Origin of the sequence: Kordiimonas sediminis, assembly GCF_014656395.1 — a bacterium.
GTDB lineage: Bacteria > Pseudomonadota > Alphaproteobacteria > Sphingomonadales > Kordiimonadaceae > Kordiimonas_A > Kordiimonas_A sediminis.
This window is the reverse complement of sequence record NZ_BNCI01000002.1, coordinates 1,238,717-1,257,208: the sequence shown is the minus strand read 5'-3', so window position 1 is coordinate 1,257,208 and position 18,492 is coordinate 1,238,717. Positions and strand designations below refer to the sequence as shown.

At 49.3% G+C, this 18,492-nt stretch carries 16 protein-coding genes and 1 riboswitch; of the genes, 11 read left to right on the top strand and 5 right to left on the bottom strand.

Features of this window, described 5'->3' with window-relative positions:
• Positions 1-114 precede the first annotated feature (114 nt).
• The 5 genes from IE181_RS13405 (at position 115) to gcvPB (ending at position 5,577) form a co-directional block, all read left to right on the top strand.
• The gene (locus IE181_RS13405) at positions 115-711 is read left to right on the top strand and encodes a hypothetical protein (protein ID WP_191253779.1); all 597 of its coding nucleotides are present in this window, start codon (positions 115-117) and stop codon (positions 709-711) included.
• 160 nt (positions 712-871) lie between these two features.
• Positions 872-965: riboswitch (glycine riboswitch) on the top strand.
• A gap of 164 nt (positions 966-1,129) precedes the next feature.
• On the top strand, positions 1,130-2,266 hold the full coding sequence (gene gcvT, locus IE181_RS13400) for a glycine cleavage system aminomethyltransferase GcvT (RefSeq protein WP_191253777.1): 1,137 nt from the start codon (positions 1,130-1,132) through the stop codon (positions 2,264-2,266).
• Positions 2,267-2,280: 14 nt separating this feature from the next.
• Positions 2,281-2,649: a glycine cleavage system protein GcvH gene (gene gcvH, locus IE181_RS13395; protein WP_191253775.1), complete on the top strand. Its 369-nt coding sequence runs from the start codon at positions 2,281-2,283 to the stop codon at positions 2,647-2,649.
• Positions 2,650-2,683: 34 nt separating this feature from the next.
• The gene (gcvPA, locus tag IE181_RS13390; RefSeq protein ID WP_191253773.1) at positions 2,684-4,036 is read left to right on the top strand and encodes an aminomethyl-transferring glycine dehydrogenase subunit GcvPA; all 1,353 of its coding nucleotides are present in this window, start codon (positions 2,684-2,686) and stop codon (positions 4,034-4,036) included.
• Entirely contained in the window at positions 4,033-5,577 is a 1,545-nt protein-coding gene (gene gcvPB, locus IE181_RS13385; protein ID WP_191253770.1) for an aminomethyl-transferring glycine dehydrogenase subunit GcvPB, read from the top strand. The genes gcvPA and gcvPB overlap by 4 nt, the downstream gene beginning before the upstream one ends.
• Positions 5,578-5,615: 38 nt before the next feature.
• Here the strand turns inward: gcvPB and IE181_RS13380 are convergent, their stop codons facing one another.
• Both IE181_RS13380 and IE181_RS13375 read right to left on the bottom strand, forming a co-directional pair.
• Positions 5,616-6,455 (bottom strand): glutamate racemase, encoded by an 840-nt coding sequence (locus tag IE181_RS13380; RefSeq protein ID WP_191253768.1) that lies wholly within the window; start codon positions 6,453-6,455, stop codon positions 5,616-5,618.
• A 36-nt stretch (positions 6,456-6,491) separates the two neighbouring features.
• Positions 6,492-7,946, bottom strand: a complete 1,455-nt coding sequence (locus tag IE181_RS13375; RefSeq protein ID WP_191253766.1) for a sigma-54-dependent transcriptional regulator — start codon at positions 7,944-7,946, stop codon at positions 6,492-6,494.
• Between the two features lie 270 nt (positions 7,947-8,216).
• Between IE181_RS13375 and IE181_RS13370 the strand changes: the two genes are divergently transcribed.
• From IE181_RS13370 to IE181_RS13360, 3 genes are read left to right on the top strand one after another with little or no spacing between them, the layout of a single operon-like run.
• The gene (locus tag IE181_RS13370; protein ID WP_191253764.1) at positions 8,217-9,344 is read left to right on the top strand and encodes a Re/Si-specific NAD(P)(+) transhydrogenase subunit alpha; all 1,128 of its coding nucleotides are present in this window, start codon (positions 8,217-8,219) and stop codon (positions 9,342-9,344) included.
• A gap of 4 nt (positions 9,345-9,348) precedes the next feature.
• On the top strand, positions 9,349-9,660 hold the full coding sequence (locus IE181_RS13365) for an NAD(P) transhydrogenase subunit alpha part 2 (RefSeq protein WP_191253762.1): 312 nt from the start codon (positions 9,349-9,351) through the stop codon (positions 9,658-9,660).
• A gap of 12 nt (positions 9,661-9,672) precedes the next feature.
• Positions 9,673-11,091 (top strand): NAD(P)(+) transhydrogenase (Re/Si-specific) subunit beta, encoded by a 1,419-nt coding sequence (locus tag IE181_RS13360; RefSeq protein ID WP_191253760.1) that lies wholly within the window; start codon positions 9,673-9,675, stop codon positions 11,089-11,091.
• Positions 11,092-11,214: 123 nt separating this feature from the next.
• Here IE181_RS13360 and IE181_RS13355 read toward each other — a convergent pair whose 3' ends face one another.
• Both IE181_RS13355 and IE181_RS13350 read right to left on the bottom strand, forming a co-directional pair.
• Complete coding sequence (locus IE181_RS13355; RefSeq protein ID WP_191253758.1) at positions 11,215-11,805, bottom strand: PAS domain-containing protein; 591 nt, start codon at positions 11,803-11,805, stop codon at positions 11,215-11,217.
• A gap of 219 nt (positions 11,806-12,024) precedes the next feature.
• Complete coding sequence (locus IE181_RS13350) at positions 12,025-12,792, bottom strand: DUF1295 domain-containing protein (protein ID WP_191253756.1); 768 nt, start codon at positions 12,790-12,792, stop codon at positions 12,025-12,027.
• Between the two features lie 72 nt (positions 12,793-12,864).
• Here IE181_RS13350 and IE181_RS13345 point away from each other — a divergent pair, with 72 nt between their 5' ends.
• Positions 12,865-13,383: a hypothetical protein gene (locus IE181_RS13345; RefSeq protein ID WP_191253754.1), complete on the top strand. Its 519-nt coding sequence runs from the start codon at positions 12,865-12,867 to the stop codon at positions 13,381-13,383.
• Positions 13,384-13,465: 82 nt separating this feature from the next.
• Positions 13,466-13,891 (top strand): hypothetical protein, encoded by a 426-nt coding sequence (locus IE181_RS13340; RefSeq protein WP_191253752.1) that lies wholly within the window; start codon positions 13,466-13,468, stop codon positions 13,889-13,891.
• A gap of 76 nt (positions 13,892-13,967) precedes the next feature.
• On the opposite strand, the gene IE181_RS13335 is transcribed toward IE181_RS13340, so the two are convergent.
• Positions 13,968-14,885, bottom strand: coding sequence for a phosphate/phosphite/phosphonate ABC transporter substrate-binding protein (locus IE181_RS13335; RefSeq protein ID WP_191253751.1), 918 nt, complete (start codon positions 14,883-14,885; stop codon positions 13,968-13,970).
• Positions 14,886-15,369: 484 nt separating this feature from the next.
• Here IE181_RS13335 and IE181_RS13330 point away from each other — a divergent pair, with 484 nt between their 5' ends.
• On the top strand, positions 15,370-18,468 hold the full coding sequence (locus IE181_RS13330) for an efflux RND transporter permease subunit (protein ID WP_191253749.1): 3,099 nt from the start codon (positions 15,370-15,372) through the stop codon (positions 18,466-18,468).
• The last annotated feature ends 24 nt before the right edge of the window (positions 18,469-18,492 follow it).

Sequence of the window (18,492 nt, the reverse complement as noted above, 5' to 3'; positions counted from 1 at the left end):
TCATGTCTTCTTTTAGCTAGCTGGGGTAAGGCGAACGGTCAAGGTATGATCGACCGAATAGAGTAAAAAACACCGTGTCTATATCTGGACTTGCTCTTTTACAGGCATCTACCTATGATCGCCGCGATGTTTGCCCTTGTTGTGCCGCATTTGCTGGATAGCAGGGGAACGGAAAACCTTATCAAGTCGAATGGAAAGTATTTGATGTTTGCTCGTTTTGCGGTTCTTGCGCTTCTATCTCTGTTGGTTGCGGCCTGTAATAAAAACCCGTTGGAGGTTATTGTATCCAGATGTCCTGCAGTTGCGGTTGTCGGAGATACTGGCACGTTGACCAGATTTTCGGGTGAAGGGCGCCAGCCATCAGATGTTGCTTTTACAGCCTCTATTATGAATGTGAATCTAAGCTGCACAGAAGGTGATTCCGTCCGGTCAAACATGACTTTCCAGATTGGTGCAACCGCAGGCGATGCTCTTAGCGGTGATTCTGTCAATGTTGAGTATTTTGTCATTGTGATGAAAGACACGACACAGATTATCACCAAAACTATCGAGACAGCTACACTGCGCTTTGACAGCAATGGCCGTGCCGTTGTCTCTCAGGCCTTTGAAAGTGTTATCCCGTCTATTGAGCAGGCCCGGCGCTATAACTATGAAGTTCTGGTAGGTTTCCAGCTAACGCCGGATGAGGTTGTCTACAATATGGAGCGCTAGGCGTCTCTGTAGAGTTTTACCCAAAAAACATCAGGTTTCCCTGTGCACTAAAAACTAGTGGCCAGTGCAACATTCTGTGTTGACTCTTTAGGACTTGGCCATATGATCGCACCGTCCTGCTACGGCAGGATAAAGTCATGCTGTTTTTTGCGAAAAACTGCAGCACCGCGCGGGAGAGACTGACATCTGTTTCGTCAGCGCCGAAGGAGCAACCACCCCGGAAACTCTCAGGCATCGAGGACCGCACGGTACGCGACACTCTGGAAAGCAGGGCAGGGTAACCTGACCTCACCGACGGGGTAAGCCTGCGTTAGTGTACTGTTTATGCACCAACTATGGTCAATCTCTCAGGTTTTATGACAGAGGGGGTTTATGCCGACTTTGTGTCGGTGCCCATTTGTGCGCGGAGAGCCTGACCATGACTGAAGAAACATTACTGAAAACACCGCTATATGATCTGCATGTTGCCGCTGGTGGCAAAATGGTACCATTCGCTGGCTACGCGATGCCAGTGCAGTACCCTCTTGGTATTATGAAAGAGCATATACATACTCGTGAAAAAGCCGGATTGTTTGATGTATCGCACATGGGGCAGGCCTATATCCGCGGTATCGGTGATGTTGATCCCGCAAAAGCGCTTGAGAAAATCATGCCAGGCGCGCTCGCAGTACTGAAGCCAGGTAAGATGCGCTACACGCTCTTACTGAATGATGAAGGTGGCATTGAAGACGACCTGATGGTCACGCGCACCTTTGAGCCAGACGGCATGCTGTATGTTGTGGTGAACGCGGCGTTCAAAGATAAAGATTATGCCATCATTGAAGAGAAGCTTGCTGGTCAGGTTACGCTGGAGCCTCTGGATGATCGTGCACTGATCGCACTGCAGGGTCCAAAGGCAGAAGCCGTTTTGGCATCTATTGCACCTGAGGTCGTCGATCTAGGGTTTATGGAAGCAACGATGGTCACCCTTGGCGGTGTTGTTTGCTGGGTATCCCGTTCTGGTTATACAGGCGAAGATGGCTATGAAATCTCAGTCCCCGCTGATGAGGTAGCGGAATTTGCTGCCAAACTCCTTGAACATGAGGACGTAGAGTGGATTGGTCTTGGTGCGCGTGATAGCCTGAGACTGGAAGCTGGATTATGTCTGTCAGGCCATGACTTTGACGGTAACATCAGTCCTGTTGCGGCGAAGGTGACATTTGCTCTCGGCAAGAAACGTCGCGAAGACGGTGACTTTGTCGGCAGAGACCGCATTCTGAAGGAACTGGCAGAAGGCGCAGAAACTGTCCGTGTTGGTATCATCCCTTCTGGGCGTGCCCCTGCGCGAGAAGGAACGCCGATCGCAGATATGGACGGCAATGAGATCGGTACGGTTACATCCGGCGGGTTCGGCCCAACAGTTGGTGGTCCGGTTGCGATGGGCTATGTACCGGCTGCCTTTGCAGATATCGGCACAGACATTCAATTAATGATCCGGGGTAAAGGGCATCCTGCCAAGGTTGCGAAAACCCCATTTATCGAACAGCGGTATGTCCGCAAAACAGCCAACAAATAGAGGGAGGCTTTTCCATGATTAAATATAGCGAAGACCATGAGTGGGTTTCTGTGGACGGCGATACTGCAACAATCGGTATTACAGACTATGCACAAAATGCACTGGGCGACATTGTTTTTGTCGAACTTCCAGAAGTAGGCGCGACTTTTGCCAAGGGTGATGAGGTGTCTGTTGTCGAATCCGTGAAAGCTGCAAGTGAAGTATATGCTGCTGTGTCCGGTGAAGTAACGGAAATCAACGAAGCTCTGGAAGGTGAGCCTGCGCTTGTGAACTCTGCACCGACAACTGACGGTTGGTTCTTTAAGGTGAAGCTTTCTGATGCTGGCGAGCTTGACGATCTTATGGGTGAAGACGCTTACAAGTCATTCATCGAAGGTCTTTAAGGTTTAAAACCCAATCCCCCAAGGAGTGCAATCCATGCGCTATCTACCGCTGACCGGTGACGACCGGTCTGAGATGTTAAAAAAGATCGGCGTGTCATCCATTGATGACCTGTTTAAGGATGTACCTGCTGCAGATCTTAATCCGGAAATTGATTTGCCGCGACATATGTCTGAAATGGCTGTTGAACGTGCCTTGTCAAAAATGGCAGCGCGCAATACGGCTGCCGGATCTGTTCCGTTCTTTGTTGGGGCTGGTGCCTACAAGCACCATGTGCCCGCAACTGTTGATCATATCATCCAGCGTGGTGAGTTCCTGACCGCTTACACACCGTACCAGCCGGAGATAGCGCAAGGTACTTTGCAGGCGATTTTTGAATTCCAGACGCAGGTTGCGGCGCTGACAGGCATGGATGTCGCCAATGCCAGCATGTATGACGGGTCTACTGCTTGCGGTGAAGCTGTATTGATGGCACGCCGGGTAACGCGGAAGAAGAAGGCGATCCTGTGTGGCAGCCTGCATGCTCATTATGCTCGCGTTGTTGAAACGATGACCCAGTACACTGAAGATGTTGTGGTTACGCAGCAAGCGCAGCCAGCAAACCCGCAGGCCGAGCTTGATGCACTGATTGATGCCATTGACGATGAAACCAGCTGTGTTGTCGTCCAGAACCCGGGTGTGTTTGGTCATGTTCTGGACCTGACGCCGGTTGCAGAGAAAGCGCATGCGCACAAAGCTCTGCTGATCGTGGCAGTGACAGAGGTCATGTCGCTTGGGATGATCAAAAGTCCGGGTGAGATGGGTGCAGATATTGTTGTTGGGGAAGGGCAGAGTATTGGTAACGGCCTCATGTTTGGTGGTCCGTACCTTGGCCTGTTTGCGACCAATCAGAAGTATGTTCGTCAGATGCCGGGTCGCCTGTGTGGTGAAACCGTAGACAGCAACGGCGACCGCGGTTTCGTGTTGACGCTTTCCACACGTGAACAGCATATCCGCCGTGAAAAGGCGACGTCTAACATTTGTACAAACTCCGGCCTGTGTGCGCTGGCCTTTACGGTACATATGAGCCTCCTTGGTGAAAAGGGTCTGCGTCAGGTAGCCCGTGTGAACCATAAGCGTGCACAGGACGTGAAATTGGCCCTGTCTGCGATCTCAGGTGTTGAGGTGCTAAACAGTGCCTACTTTAACGAAATCACTGTTCGCCTGCCGGGTAACGCAGCAGACATCGTCGAAAAGCTCGCAGATAAAGATATTCTGGCAGGTGTGCCAGCGTCACGTCTCTATCCCGGTGCGGGAATGGATGATCTCTTGATTATTGCGGCAACGGAAACAGTGCTTGAAGATGATATTGCTGCACTGGCTACCGGTCTTAAGGAGGTGTTGTCATGAGCATGAATACACAAGGTCGTCCAACTGCAGCTGTCGAGACAGATGGTCAGTCAACTGCATTTGAAAGCTTCTCAGGTCACCGCGGTTTGCGTTTGGCTGAGCCACTGATTTTTGAAATGGACCGGGAAGACACAACGGGCGTTGATGTTGAGGAAGTAGGTGATTTTGATCTGGAAATCGCGGGTCTTGGCCGTGACAGCAAGATTGGATGCCCGGGTTTGCCTGAGCCGGATGTTGTGCGTCATTACACGCGTCTAAGCCGGAAAAATTACGGTATTGATATGGGGCCATTCCCTCTGGGGTCCTGCACCATGAAACATAACCCGCGCCTGAATGAAAAAATGGCACGTTTGCCGGGTTTTGGTGACATTCATCCGTTACAGCCGATCTCTACGGTTCAGGGGGCGCTGGAACTGATGGAAACATTGTCACACTGGATACTGGAGTTGACTGGTACGCCTGCGGTTGCTTTGTCCCCGAAAGCAGGGGCGCACGGTGAATTGTGCGGTGTGATGGCAATTCGTGCTGCGCTTGAAGCACGCGGTGATGCGCGGGAAGTTATTCTTTGCCCTGAAAGTGCCCACGGTACAAACCCTGCCACTGCTGCCTTCTGTGGCTATAAGGTGAAGTCTATTCCAGCAAAAGACAATGGCCGTGTGGACATTGAGGCGCTGAAACAGTCACTGGATGATACAGTTGCCGCCGTGATGGTAACCAACCCAAATACATGTGGGTTGTTTGAAGACGAAGTCCGCGAAATCGCTGATGCAGTGCATGCAGCAGGCGCCTTCTTCTACTGTGACGGTGCAAACTTTAACGCAATTGTTGGTAAGGCTCGCCCTGGTGACCTTGGTGTTGATGCGATGCACCTTAACCTACATAAGACATTCTCTACGCCGCACGGCGGGGGTGGGCCGGGTTCTGGTCCCGTTGTTTTCTCTGATGCGCTCAAAGACTATGTGCCGTTGCCGTATGTGGTGAAAACTGCGGATGGTCTGACGCTGAAAGAGCATGCAGACGATAAAGACCCTAGTATGGGCCGTCTTGTAGCGTTCCACGGTCAGATGGGCATGTATGTACGTGCTCTAAGTTATATGATGAGCCACGGTAGTGACGGGCTGAAACAGGCATCAGAAGATGCTGTTCTGAGCGCGAACTATATTTTGGCAAGTCTTCAAGATGTCATGACGGCGTCATACGAAGGGCCATGCATGCACGAAGCCTTGTTTGATGATCGGTTCCTGAAGGATACGGGCGTTACTACCCTTGATTTTGCCAAGGCAATGATCGACGAAGGGTATCACCCAATGACTATGTACTTCCCGCTTGTTGTGCACGGTGCCATGTTAATCGAACCAACTGAATCAGAATCTAAAAACAATCTGGATCAGTTTATTCGCTCCATGCGCGGTCTGGTGGAAGAAGCCAAGTCTGGCAATGTTGCGCGTTTCTCTGGTGCACCGTATTTTGCGCCGATGGGACGCCTTGACGAAACACAAGCAGCGCGCAAGCCCGTCCTGAAGTATGAGGCTGCTGAGTAGTTTCAGCCCATACGCATATAAGAGCATTCCAAAGGGGCCTATATGGCCCCTTTAAAGTTACGGAAGCCGTCTGGTAAAAAGGCGGACAACCTGTTCACGCTTGCAGGGTCGCCTGTTGTAAGCAAGGTCATATCTCCGTCGCCCTTGATGACCAGGCCTTTATGGCGTTCTAGATAATCCTTCAGGGACTGTGCAACGATATCGGGCTGGGAAAATACCGGCGTGTTTTCGGGAAGATTGGTGATGAAATGCTGGGCTGCCAGCGGGAAGTGCGTGCAGCCAAGAATGACAGCATCTGGCCTTTCGCACATAGTCAGCGCTTCTGCAACATACCCTGCTATTAGTCCCGCGATTGGGCTTGCGCCAGCGCCCCCTTCGATTGCGTCCACAAGGCCGGGGCAGGGCTTATCCAGCAGAGAGATACCCGGAGCACGCTTCTCCACTTCATCATGGTAGGCACGGCTTTCAATGGTTTTTCGCGTGGCAAACAAGAGAATTGATTTTCCTGTCTGCTTTGCTGTGTCCTCTGCTGCATGCGGAATATGGTGCCAGGGGACCCCGGTTACAGCCTCGACCATTGGGACAAGGACACCAAGAACCCGGTTGTTTGGGTAGGTATGTGGTAGCCACGTCTGCTGAATGTGTCGCAGGGCAACCGCCGCGGCCGTATTGCAGGCAAGAATAACAAGGGTGCAGCCCGCAGCCATAAGCCGGTCGACCCCCTTTATCGTCAGATCAACTATTTGCTGATTGCTGCGGTGGCCATAAGGGGCGTTGGCATGGTCGCCCAGATACAGAAAGTCCTGATCGGGCATTGAACTGCGCAAAGCCTGCAGAATTGTAATGCCACCACTGCCACTATCGAAAACACCAATCACTGTGCACCTCTTTTCAGAGCAGCACAGTGAAACTTTTTACTGGGCTGCTTCCTGCAGATTATAATGCTCTACTTTCCTGTAAAGCGTAGACCGTCCGATGCCAAGCTTGCGAGCAACTTCTGACATACGACCCTGATATTTATGCAGTGCGGCAGCGATGATTTCGGCTTCAAGCTCTTCCAGGGATCTAATATCGCCTTCTTCATTCTCAAGAAGCAGTGAAGGGCATGTCGCCTTTGAGAGTGCCGCAGCATTCAGTGCAACCACATTGGAATTGCTTGATGGCGATACTGTGTCAGTCCCCTCATTTTCTGCAAGCGAGATGTGCGGGAAATCCTTAATCGACAGTTCTTGACCGTCTGACAGAATGATAGCCCGGAAAATGGCGTTCTGGAGCTGTCTGACATTGCCAGGCCAACAATAGTTGTTCAACAGGAACTGTGCGTCAGGGGAAATGCTTGCAACGGGCTGTCCTTCCATCGCTGCAATCTGCTCCAGAAAATGCTGTGTCAGTGCAGGAATATCTTCCTTACGGTCACGCAAGCCGGGCAGCAGGATTGGGAACACATTCAGACGATACAACAGGTCTTCGCGGAAGGCGCCTTCTTCAACACGTTCCTGAAGGTTTCTGTTGGTCGCAGAAATAATGCGAATATTAACCTTGATGCTTTCCTTGCCGCCGACAGGGTCAATTTCGCGTTCCTGAATGGCGCGCAGCAATTTCACCTGCACATCAAGCGGCAGTTCACCAACCTCATCAAGGAATAGGGTGCCGCCGTCAGCTTCCTGAAATTTTCCGATACGTTTCTCGGTCGCACCTGTGAAGGCGCCTTTTTCGTGACCGAATAAGATACTTTCAACCAGGTTTTCCGGAATGGCACCACAGTTAACGGCTACAAACGGTTTGTTGGCGCGGTCACTGGCATTATGGATTGCTTGTGCAAAAACTTCTTTACCAACACCGGATTCCCCTTCAACCAGAACAGGGATTTTCGATGCGGCAGCTTTCATGGCAAGACGGATGCTGTCGCGCATGGGCTTACTATTGCCAATCAGTCCTTTAAAGCCGGATTTGCCCAGTTTTTCCTGCACAGGGGCGATCTCCCCCACAAGACCGGCAGTCCGAATAGCAGCCTGGAGTGCTGAGCGAATGCGTTCTGCGCTTGCAGGCTTTACAATAAAGTCATTGGCGCCGGCTTTCATGGCATCAACCACGGTACGGACAGAAGAGTGTGCAGTCAGCATCACCACTGGCAGATTTGGCATTTCCGGGCGAATTTCGTCCAGAACCTCAATGCCGTCCATCTCCGGCATAACTAAATCCAGCAGGATTACGTCGAACGGTTTTTTGCCTTTTTCCCGTAGACGGTTAACTGCCTGTAGTCCCGTAGCTGCAGTTTCATAGTCGAAGTCAGCTTTGCTGACCACAGATTCGAGCATACGCATTTGCGTAAGTTCGTCTTCAACTATCAATACTCTTTTCTTAGCCATTTGCTCTCTCCATGAGTGCCGATTTCTTGCCTGATTCGGGCGTCATGGATGTATCATTTCGATACAATGGTTAATGAAATGGTAAAGGTAAAATTGTGCAAAAAATCACATAAAATTGTTCTAATTTTCGCGTTAAAGCTTGAGTTGCTGCCGTTTTTGATTAACACTTTGGAATATAACAAGAATGTCTCAAAATGAGACACGCACCTACTGGATTGGTGTGGGTCAGCCAACCAGAAAAATGAAATAAATTTTTTTGGGAGATAAAGCATGAAGCTTGCTGTTATCAGGGAAAGACGCGAAGCGGAACACCGTGTATCGTCTTCACCCGACTCAGTTAAAAAGCTGATTTCACTGGGCTTTAATGTCTGTGTGGAAACAGGGGCTGGGGCTGGGGCTAGTATTCCAGATGCCCAGTATGAAGAGGTTGGAGCGACGATTGGTTCCGATCTTAAATCTACTTTAAAAGATGCAGATGTTATTTTTTCCGTTCAGGGGCTCGACGCTGCTGATGTGAAATCAGCAAAGAAGGGGGCAGTGCAATTATCTGCGCTGAACCCGTATTTAGAGAAAGACAGGTTACAGGCATATGCTGATGCCGGGCTGGAAGCATACGCCATGGAATTTGTTCCGCGTATTACGCGCGCACAGTCCATGGATATTCTGTCCAGTCAGTCGAACCTTGCTGGCTATAAAGCGGTTCTGGACGGTGCCAGCCATTTTGGCCGTGCCTTTCCAATGATGATGACTGCCGCGGGAACTGTTCCACCTGCCAGAGTGATGGTGATGGGGGCCGGGGTTGCGGGGTTGCAGGCAATTGCAACGGCAAAGCGCCTTGGGGCTATTGTTTCGGCAACAGATGTTCGCCCTGCTGCCAAAGAGCAGGTTGAAAGTCTGGGCGGTACCTTTGTTATGGTTGAAGACGAAGAAACGGCCGAGGCCGAAACTGCAGGCGGTTACGCCAAGGAAATGAGCGATGACTATAAAGCCAAACAGGCGGCCCTTATCGCATCAACCCTGGCCAAACAGGATATTGCGATTACCACTGCCTTGATCCCCGGACGTGCGGCCCCGGTTCTGATTACCGAAGACATGGTCAAATCCATGAAACCTGGCAGTGTGATTGTTGACCTGGCTGTTGAAAATGGTGGCAACTGCGAACTGTCCAAACCAGGAGAGGTGGTAGAGGTACACGGCGTCACGATCGTTGGATACAGAAACGTACCATCACGGTTGGCGGCGGATGCATCTGCGCTCTTTGCACGCAATCTTGTCCACTTCATCACCCCGCATGTCAAAGACGGCAAGCTTGAGATTGATTATGAAGACGAAATTATTGCTGAATCATTGGTGACAAAGGATGGGGCCATTGTCCATCCACGGCTGAAGGAGGAATAGGGCAATGACTGAATTAGCTACAGAAATCGTTGTAAATCCATTTATCCAGCAATTCTCGGTTTTCGTACTTGCGATCTTTGTCGGATATTATGTTGTGTGGTCGGTAACGCCTGCGCTGCATACACCGCTCATGAGTGTGACCAACGCTATTTCAAGTGTCATTATCGTTGGTGCTCTGATCGCTGCGGGTCCTGACGGGATGAACTTGTCTAAAATTCTGGGTGCGGTGGCTATTGCGCTCGCAGCTGTGAATATCTTTGGCGGGTTTGCAGTAACGTCGCGCATGCTTGCCATGTACAAGAAAAAAGAAAAGTAGGGAGGTAAGGATATGACACAATTTCAAGCCGACCTGACCTCGGTTGCCTATCTGGTTGCTGCGGTACTTTTCATCCTTTCCCTGCGCGGACTATCTTCACCGGAGACAAGCCGTAAGGGTAATATTTTTGGCATGGTTGGTATGGTGATCGCCGTAGTGACCACTGTACTGAACCCGGAAGTTGTTTCCTATGATTGGATCATTGGGGCGCTGATAGTGGGTGGCCTGATTGGCTATATCATTGCCAGAAAAATCGCCATGACAGCTATGCCGCAGTTAGTAGCTGCTTTTCACAGTCTTGTGGGGCTTGCCGCTGTGCTGGTTGCCGCTAGTGCGTTTCTGGACCCGGTATCGTTTGGTATCGCCAACAAGATGGGACAGATATACGCAGCTAGCCGCGTGGAAATGTCGCTGGGTGCGGCGATTGGTGCAATCACCTTCTCTGGCTCTATCATTGCCTTTGCCAAACTGAACGGCAATATGTCGGGTGCGCCGATCCTATTGCCGGGCCGTCATGTACTCAATGCCTTGATGGGGCTTGCGATCATTGGATTAATCGGTGCCTTCTCTATGTCTGATGGTGCTGCCTCGGGCGGTGGTGATTTGATGTGGTACATCATTGGTCTAAGTTTCATCATTGGCTTCCTGTTGATCATACCGATCGGCGGCGCAGATATGCCGGTGGTTGTCTCGATGCTAAACAGTTACTCAGGTTGGGCTGCTGCAGGCATTGGGTTTACGCTTGGCAATACTGCATTGATCGTGACCGGTGCGCTCGTTGGGTCTTCGGGTGCTATTCTGTCTTATATTATGTGTAAAGGCATGAACCGTAGCTTTATCTCTGTGATCCTTGGTGGTTTTGGCGGCGATTCTGCTGCTGCTTCTGCTGGTGGTCAGGTGGAGACACGCCCTGTAAAGCAAGGCTCAGCCGAGGATGCTGCCTTTATCATGAAGAATGCAGGCAAGGTCATTATTGTTCCTGGGTACGGTATGGCCGTTGCTCAGGCGCAGCATGCTCTGAAGGAAATGTGCGATCTTCTGAAAGAAGAAGGCGTGGACGTGAAATATGCTATTCACCCTGTGGCCGGCAGGATGCCGGGGCATATGAACGTGCTCTTGGCAGAGGCAAACGTGCCGTATGATGAAGTATTTGAGCTTGAAGATATCAATAGTGAATTCTCTCAGGCTGACGTTGCTTTTGTCATTGGTGCGAACGATGTGACCAATCCGTCTGCTAAGACCGATCCGCAAAGCCCGATCTTTGGGATGCCTGTTTTGGACGTTGAGAAAGCCAAAACTGTTCTCTTCATTAAAAGGTCTCTTGGAAGCGGTTATGCAGGTGTGGAGAATGAACTATTCTTCCGTGATAACACCATGATGCTGTTCTCAGATGCAAAGAAGATGACAGAAGAGATTGTCAAGGCGCTCTAGGCGTATCTCTTAAACCTTTTAAAGCGGCTTTCGGGCCGCTTTTTTAAAATATGTGTTTAAAAGGGGGATGCCGTTATACAGCTTTCAGTTTTACTAGAGTGATCAGTCAGTGAAAGCTATTAGCTATTCAGCAGGAACCATAGAATGGGTATAGGGCATATCGTCTGGCGTGCCTGCACCCAGGTCAATAAAGTCGGTTTCAATAAGCTCAACATCATAAAAGCGAAACTTCCCGACCAGAGACAAGTTTTCATCATGATCAACAGCAACCAGTTTGGTTGCAATCAGTGCCATATCTGGATCTTTTGCATCGTGATGCATGGGCAGGTACAGGGCATGGTATTCCCATGTTGTCCCGTTATCATGTGGCAAGCGTCGCTTTGAATAAAGGCCGCAGGGATGTCGGAACATTTTTTCAAACAAAGAGCACTTATGCTTTTTAATCGTTTGATTGGTGAAACCCAGATCATTAAAGGTTTTGCCGGTTATTTCATGGCCAACAATTTCTGTGGTATGGGTTCCGGCAAGCCTGTACCGAAGGTCACCTCCGCCGATATGCTCAGCCAGTAAAATGTACGGCAGACAACTCTTAATGGCGGCAGGATTTAAATCTCGTTTGTGGGGCAGTATGGAACCAGCCACGCGGGGTAAGGTATTATATACCCCGCGAATTATCTCAAAGATATTTTCAGGCGCTTGTTTGTTCGGCGACACTGACTTTACTCCCCCAGATAGGGCCCGAACAAACGTATGGAATCTCCATAGTAATATTCTGTCCCAGATACCTTGTTGAAAAGGTTGATTTGGTTAGTCTGGACCCCAATTGCGGCAATATATTGCAAATATGAGTAGTAAAGTCAAGATTTCAAATTCCCACTATATTGTAGTAATTCTACTGTATCGGGAATCTTTTGCTGAGCATTTTCATTCTAATTAGGTACCTTTTGGGGGCCGTGGAAAGAATTCACTCGTATTTCTTATGTAATCATCATAGCCAGGTCTTGAGTATTTAAGGGATTTCTCAAGCAACGGGGTGCCCGATACTTTCATAAGTAAAATACTCATAATGATAGGGGCTACGATGGTGACGGGATGGTGCGAGATCATCCAAAGCCCCCACCAAACACAGAAATCGCCAAAATAATTTGGGTGACGCGTCCAGGCCCATAGCCCAGTATTTAGAACCTTCCCTGCATTATCCGGATTTTTTTTAAAGGCGGCTAATTGGTAGTCTCCAACCCATTCGAAGAAGATCCCCGCGCACCAGAGCGCAATGCCCACATAGGATAATAGTGTCAGTGACTGATCTGCTTTCAGGAAGGCATACATAACAGGGGCCGAGATAATGAACATTAAGGCGCCCTGAAACCCAAAAACCATAAACAGCGTAAAGAAGTGCCGGCTCAAACCCTCCTTGCCCTTGGTCATTCGGATATAGCGTTTGTCTTCCCCTTCGTGGAGAAACCTTTTGAGAAGATAAAGTGCCAGTCGCATGCCCCAAACAATCGTCAGGCCAGCGGTGACTAGGCTAATGGCACCAATGTTGCCGAAATGAAGCAAACATGTAGCCGCGATAAGCGCAAAACCGGCGCCCCAGAAGGAATCAATAAAACTTACTTTGCCCGTCAGGATGCTGATGCACCACAAAATCAGAAGGGCAGGTACCAAAGCCTGAGCGACAACGAGAGCAAGATCAATCATATTATGATATTTCCTTTAACTTGATTGCAGTATTGCGTATGGTCTGTCTGTAAACTTGGAAATACTATATTTATGAGCGAACAAATCAACATTCTTGATTTTATGAAGTATAGGGATGCTGCTGCGGAAGTGAATATTCTCTGCGCAGAGTTGACGGCTGAGGAATGTGATATTGCGACCCGCATAGCAAGGCATCTGGATAAAACGCTCGAAGAAATGGTGATGGAACTGGAAAATGTAGCCAGTTGCCAGCAAAGCGACCAGCTTGAGCCTGCTAACGATACAATACCGCCGTTTTTTGCCTTTTGTGTTGGACTTGAAACAATTGGGGATAATTTGATTCCGCATTTAGCGTCTGTTTATAAAAGCGCCTGTGAGAACCATAACATTCATTTGGGCAAGTTCCCGGGCTTGTTCGAAAGCAGGGCAGAGGCATTCATACAATATCTTAAACAGATCGCCTGTGTGCACGGCCTGGCGTTTGACGGTGGTGTCAGGGAGGCTGGTCCGGCAGAACAATTAGCCTTGTCCGGCCTGGAAGTGCATTTGCGCGGGCGGATGGCGCAGGCCAAAGAGGCTTTTACGGCATGATTAATCGTTCAGCTTCGGTTCAGTTTATATTTGGTATATTGCGTACCAGATTGAAATTAATTAGCTAGGAATAGGAAGAAAAATGCTGAAAGTCATACGGCCATTCGCTGCTCTTGTTGCTTTGACTATCTCTTTTGGCAGCGTTGCACTTGATGAAGATAAAGAGATGACCAAAGCTGAAAAGCGGTTGGCAAATATCCTGGAAAAGTACGAATACACTGGCAAGGAAAAGTCCTGTATCCCGCTTCGTGGCTTGCGCTCACAAACGGTGATTGACGAAAAGACGATCTTTTTTGAGGCACCTGGTGGACGCGGTTATATGAATAAGATGGATAACAGATGTCCACGCCTTGTGTTTGAAGAGCGCTTTTCCTTTAAAACTTCTTTGAACCAGCTTTGCAGTCTGGATATCATAACGGTGCTTGATAGCTTTGGCCGTGAATGGGGTAGTTGTGGTCTGGGCAAGTTTGAAGAAATGAAGCGCATACCAAAAGATAAAGATAAGTAATCTTCTTCACTGCACAGTAGAAATCCAAGCCCTGTTTGAACATATGATCAGTCAGGGCTTTTCTATGTTATTGTCTTTACTGAATAACCGCTTTAACGGTTTTATAAAGGCCTTCAAGTTCTTTCAGTTTAACACTCATTTCTGCGTCAATAGGGTCGAAACGGCGCACCCGGTTGTACGAACGCATTGTCTCCCAGCCATTATTTTTGTCATGCATTTCAGACAGAAGAGTTTTTATACTCTCTTTAAGCTCAGGGGGCATTCCAGCTGGTACAAGAACGAGGGACCTTAAGACACTTTGACTTCTTGTGACCACCCGCAGTTTGGACCTGACAATCAGTGGTGTGCGGTTGGGTGTGTTCAAATCATATTCACTGACACCGCCGCCTGCAGCTATGCCGCTCGCGATCCACTGCGTCACATTTTCGCTGTCGCCAGCAAAAATATAGCCCACTTCGTCCTTCCCGATTGGAGCAGTAGTACTTTCGACTTCTCTCACAGGTATTCCAGCATTTACAAAGACGGAAACGGGGAGCCAGAAACCTGAGGTTGAGCCGGGGTCCTCGAGTGCCAATAGCTGGCCTTTGAAGTCATCCAGGCTTTTGATATCCAGATTACTATTCGCAATGAGAAGGCTATCGTATTCTTTCATGCCGTATTTGCGTTCCCGCAAGAGTATCTCAGCGCCCGTAGCCAACTGTAATTCCATTGCAGCAAAGGGTGTTTCCGAGACCAGATCGACTTCGCCTTTTTTTAAAAGTTCAATCATTTCTTCCAGTGAAGAGACAATTACCTGTTCAAAATGCATGTTTTCAGCATTAGGTAGGTTTTGTTTCAGATAAATAGAAAGACTTTCCAGGCGTGACATTTCTTCATCGGGATAGACACTGACCCGACCCAGAACAAACGACTTTTTTGTTTCATCTGCGACTGCATATGAAAGATCAAAGGATAACAAACAAAGGGCAAACAAAGCCAATATTCGAGTACGCACTTAAATTCCTTATGTCGTATCATGCTGGATGAGATTGAAATGCATCAAATCATTCTCATGCCTGATTAGTATTTACCCTACCCATTATTACTTAATGAAGAGTTATAACGGTATGTGCAATATCGCAACACTATTAAAGTAATTACTATAATATTGTTGGATACAGTCAGTGAAAACATCATAAAGTCTATTTTTGCATATCTCTACAAGAACTATAAGGCAGAAATATTTCTGTAGGTGAGTGAAATGCAGATGAGAATCGTAAGCATGAACCGTCTGCAAACTGATCCTATCTATCGGAAGATATACGTCGAAGCCCCTTTCTTTCGCTATTCTAAACCTAAGGTTAGCGCCATTTTCCCTTTTAAGGCAGCAAGTCACACTTCGCCGCATAGCCAAAGCATTTTATCGCAAGCGCATACCCTTTGATGTCTGCCGAGGTCATAAAGAAAAAAAAGCAAAAGACCAAAGCGAGGGTATTGTGATGAATTTGACTGAAAAAAGCTTGAAGAATCCGGCGGCTGTTTTCGTCTTAACGGCCATGGTGATAATTCTTGGCATAATGATGCTGACACGTCTACCGGTGCAGTTGTTCCCGGAGATAGAGCGGCCTCAGCTAGGTGTGCAGACATTCTGGCGGGCGGCAAGTCCGTCAGAGATAGAATCAGAGATTATTGAACCAATCGAAGAAGTTATGCTGGGCTTGCCGGGCCTTGAAGAGATTAGAACTTTCTCCAATCCTTCCTTTGGCTATGTATCGCTGGAATTCTCGCTCGGCGCTGATATGGACAGGACGCTGATGGAGGTCATCAGTCGTCTGAACCGGTTGCCACCTCTACCTGCCGATGCGGACAGACCACAAATATTGATGAATGGTGGTAACCCGACCGGCGAAACATTGATTTACCTGTTTACTCAATTCCGGGAAGACAGCGTTCTTGCACAGGACGAGTATGTTTCTTTTATCGAGGATAATGTCGTACCGCGACTGACGGCGATTGATGGTATTGCCGATATTTCTATTGAAGCAGGTGCAGGACAGGGTGATCAACTGCAAATTTCTTTTGATCCCGTACGTGCTTCGGAACTGGGTATTGATATTTCCAGCATTGTTCGCAGTGTTGGCAGGACGGTAGATAGCTCCGGTGGGTACCTTGAAGTAGGCCGTCGCCGGTATTTGCTGAACTTTCAAGGCAAGTATGAGCCGGGCGAACTGGAAGCACTGGTATTAGACTGGCGGAATGGTAGTCCTGTATATTTGGGGGATATTGCAACTGTCTCTGTTGGGTCTGCACCAAATAACCAAGTTGTGTATCAGAACGGTAACCCTGCGATTGGCATGCGTGTAGTGCGCGAATCTGGGGCCAATGTACTGTCTACTATCCAGCGCCTCACTGATGAACTGGACGAGATGAATGCTGGCATTCTTGCAGAGCAAGGCATCGCCATTGAAAAATCATTTGATCCGTCCGTTTTCATTACCCGTGCGATTAACCTTCTTGGCAGCAATCTTGTTATTGGTGTGTTGCTGGCGGTTGGGGTGCTTTGGCTCTTCCTGAGACAAATCCGTGCAACTCTTTTGATTGCCCTCATGATACCCGTCTGTCTGTTGACAACTGTTGTCGTCTTGGGTGTTTTTGGCCGAACCGTGAATGTGATCTCGCTGGCCGGACTGGCATTTGCTACCGGGATGGTACTGGATGCCGCCATTGTGGTTCTGGAAAATATTGTACGCATGCGGGAGAAGGGCGAAAAGATGGAGATTGCCGCACTTCTTGGTGCGCGTGAGGTGTGGGGCGCATTGTTGGCGTCCACGGCAACAACGATCGCTATTTTTGTGCCTATCCTGTTTCTTGAGGACGTTGAAGGACAGCTCTTTGCCGATCTTGCACTGACCATCGCAATCGGCGTGGGTATGTCCCTGATCGCGGCCGTGACGGTGTTGCCTGTTCTTGCCCGCACATGGTTAAGAAAGTTACCGCAAAACCCGTCAAGTGGCGGGCACGCAACCAGACTGTCTACCTTAATTATGAAGATAACACGGACACCGCTGCGTCAAGGCGCAGTGGTGGCGGGCCTGGCTACAGCTGCGGTCGGTCTGAGCTGGTATATGCTGCCAAACCTGAACTATCTGCCGCCCGTGAAGCGGGATGCAGTTGATGCCTTCATTATGTTCCCGTCCGGGTCGAATATTGAGACAGTTGATGAAGAAATTATCTCGGTCATCAATGAACGACTGGCACCCTATATGAGCGGAGAGAAGGAGCCGTCGCTCAGAAACTATTATGTGATTACCTTCCCAAATGGGCAGGCAGGTAATCTGGGTGTACGGATTAACGACCAAAGCCGCATCAAGGAAATGGAAACTATTGTCCGTGAAGAAATACTGTCTGGCTTCCCTGATGTATTCTTCTTTGCGCAACAAGGGAACCTGTTTGGTGGTTTTGGCGGCAATGGTTCTGTCCAGTTAAATATCCATTCTAAAGACATTGGGGCGCTTCGGGATGTTACCATGCAAACGATGCGTATGATCTCCGAGGCAATTCCTGGTGCGCAGGCGCAGCCTAATCCCGACCCCAATGTTATTTCTCCTGAGCTGAAGATTATCCCGAATGACCGCCGTCTGGCTGAAGTCGGATACTCCCGTAACGACGTAGCCCAGATTGTGCGGGCGCTTGGTGATGGTCTTTGGCTCGGGGAACATTTTGACGGTGACAAGCGCGTTGATATGATCCTTAAGGCTGATGATTGGGCTGCACCGGAAATCTTACAGAATATTCCGCTCGCAACGCCGCGTGGAGGTACGGTGCCACTGGGTGATCTGGTGACTATTGAACGTGGTGTTGGGCCAACCTTCATTCAGCGTGTGAACCGCCGCCGGACTGTAACCTTCAATATTAATCAGCCTGACGGCATGCCGCTTGAAGATATGGTCACCATTTTGAGAGAAAAGGTTGAACCACAGATCAAGGCACAGCTGCCCGCTGGTGCAACCATCACCTATGGTGGTAGTGCCGATGCGCTCGACCGGGCTGTTTCATCGCTTGCTACGAACTTTGTGCTGGCGCTTGGCTTACTGTTTTTGATCCTGGCGGCACTGTTCCGGTCTTTGCGGGATGCACTGACTGTTGTGGTGACGATCCCGCTTGCAACGGTGGGCGGTGTGCTGGCGCTTAATCTTCTCAATCAGATTAGTTTTGCACCGCTTGACCTCTTGACGATGATTGGTTTCATCATCCTGTTGGGGCTTGTGGTCAATAACGCCATTCTGCTGGTTGCTAAAACCCGTCAGGGGGAAGCGGACGGCCTGTCTCGTAAGGAGGCGGTCGAACGCGCGATTGCCCTGCGTGTACGTCCAATTTTCATGAGCACACTGACATCAATCATGGGGATGTTGCCACTGGTTATCTTCCCCGGTGCTGGTAGCGATATTTATCGCGGTATGGCTGCTACGATCGTTGGGGGCATGGCAATGTCTACGTTGTTCACGCTGTTGATGTTGCCTGCCTTGATGCAATTGGACTTTGGAAAAATTCTGGGACTGTTCCAGAACCGCCAGGCACGGTTAAAGCCTGCTGAATAACAACAATATCAGTATTAACTGTAT

Excerpts from the sequence above, each read along its gene's own strand:
- IE181_RS13405 (WP_191253779.1), top strand. The coding sequence starts at position 115 with ATGATCGCCGCGATGTTTGCCCTTGTTGTGCCGCATTTGCTGGATAGC.
- gcvT (WP_191253777.1), top strand. The coding sequence starts at position 1,130 with ATGACTGAAGAAACATTACTGAAAACACCGCTATATGATCTGCATGTT.
- gcvH (WP_191253775.1), top strand. The coding sequence starts at position 2,281 with ATGATTAAATATAGCGAAGACCATGAGTGGGTTTCTGTGGACGGCGAT.
- gcvPA (WP_191253773.1), top strand. The coding sequence starts at position 2,684 with ATGCGCTATCTACCGCTGACCGGTGACGACCGGTCTGAGATGTTAAAA.
- gcvPB (WP_191253770.1), top strand. The coding sequence starts at position 4,033 with ATGAGCATGAATACACAAGGTCGTCCAACTGCAGCTGTCGAGACAGAT.
- IE181_RS13375 (WP_191253766.1), bottom strand. The coding sequence starts at position 7,946 with ATGGCTAAGAAAAGAGTATTGATAGTTGAAGACGAACTTACGCAAATG.
- IE181_RS13370 (WP_191253764.1), top strand. The coding sequence starts at position 8,217 with ATGAAGCTTGCTGTTATCAGGGAAAGACGCGAAGCGGAACACCGTGTA.
- IE181_RS13365 (WP_191253762.1), top strand. The coding sequence starts at position 9,349 with ATGACTGAATTAGCTACAGAAATCGTTGTAAATCCATTTATCCAGCAA.
- IE181_RS13360 (WP_191253760.1), top strand. The coding sequence starts at position 9,673 with ATGACACAATTTCAAGCCGACCTGACCTCGGTTGCCTATCTGGTTGCT.
- IE181_RS13350 (WP_191253756.1), bottom strand. The coding sequence starts at position 12,792 with ATGATTGATCTTGCTCTCGTTGTCGCTCAGGCTTTGGTACCTGCCCTT.
- IE181_RS13345 (WP_191253754.1), top strand. The coding sequence starts at position 12,865 with ATGAGCGAACAAATCAACATTCTTGATTTTATGAAGTATAGGGATGCT.
- IE181_RS13340 (WP_191253752.1), top strand. The coding sequence starts at position 13,466 with ATGCTGAAAGTCATACGGCCATTCGCTGCTCTTGTTGCTTTGACTATC.
- IE181_RS13330 (WP_191253749.1), top strand. The coding sequence starts at position 15,370 with ATGAATTTGACTGAAAAAAGCTTGAAGAATCCGGCGGCTGTTTTCGTC.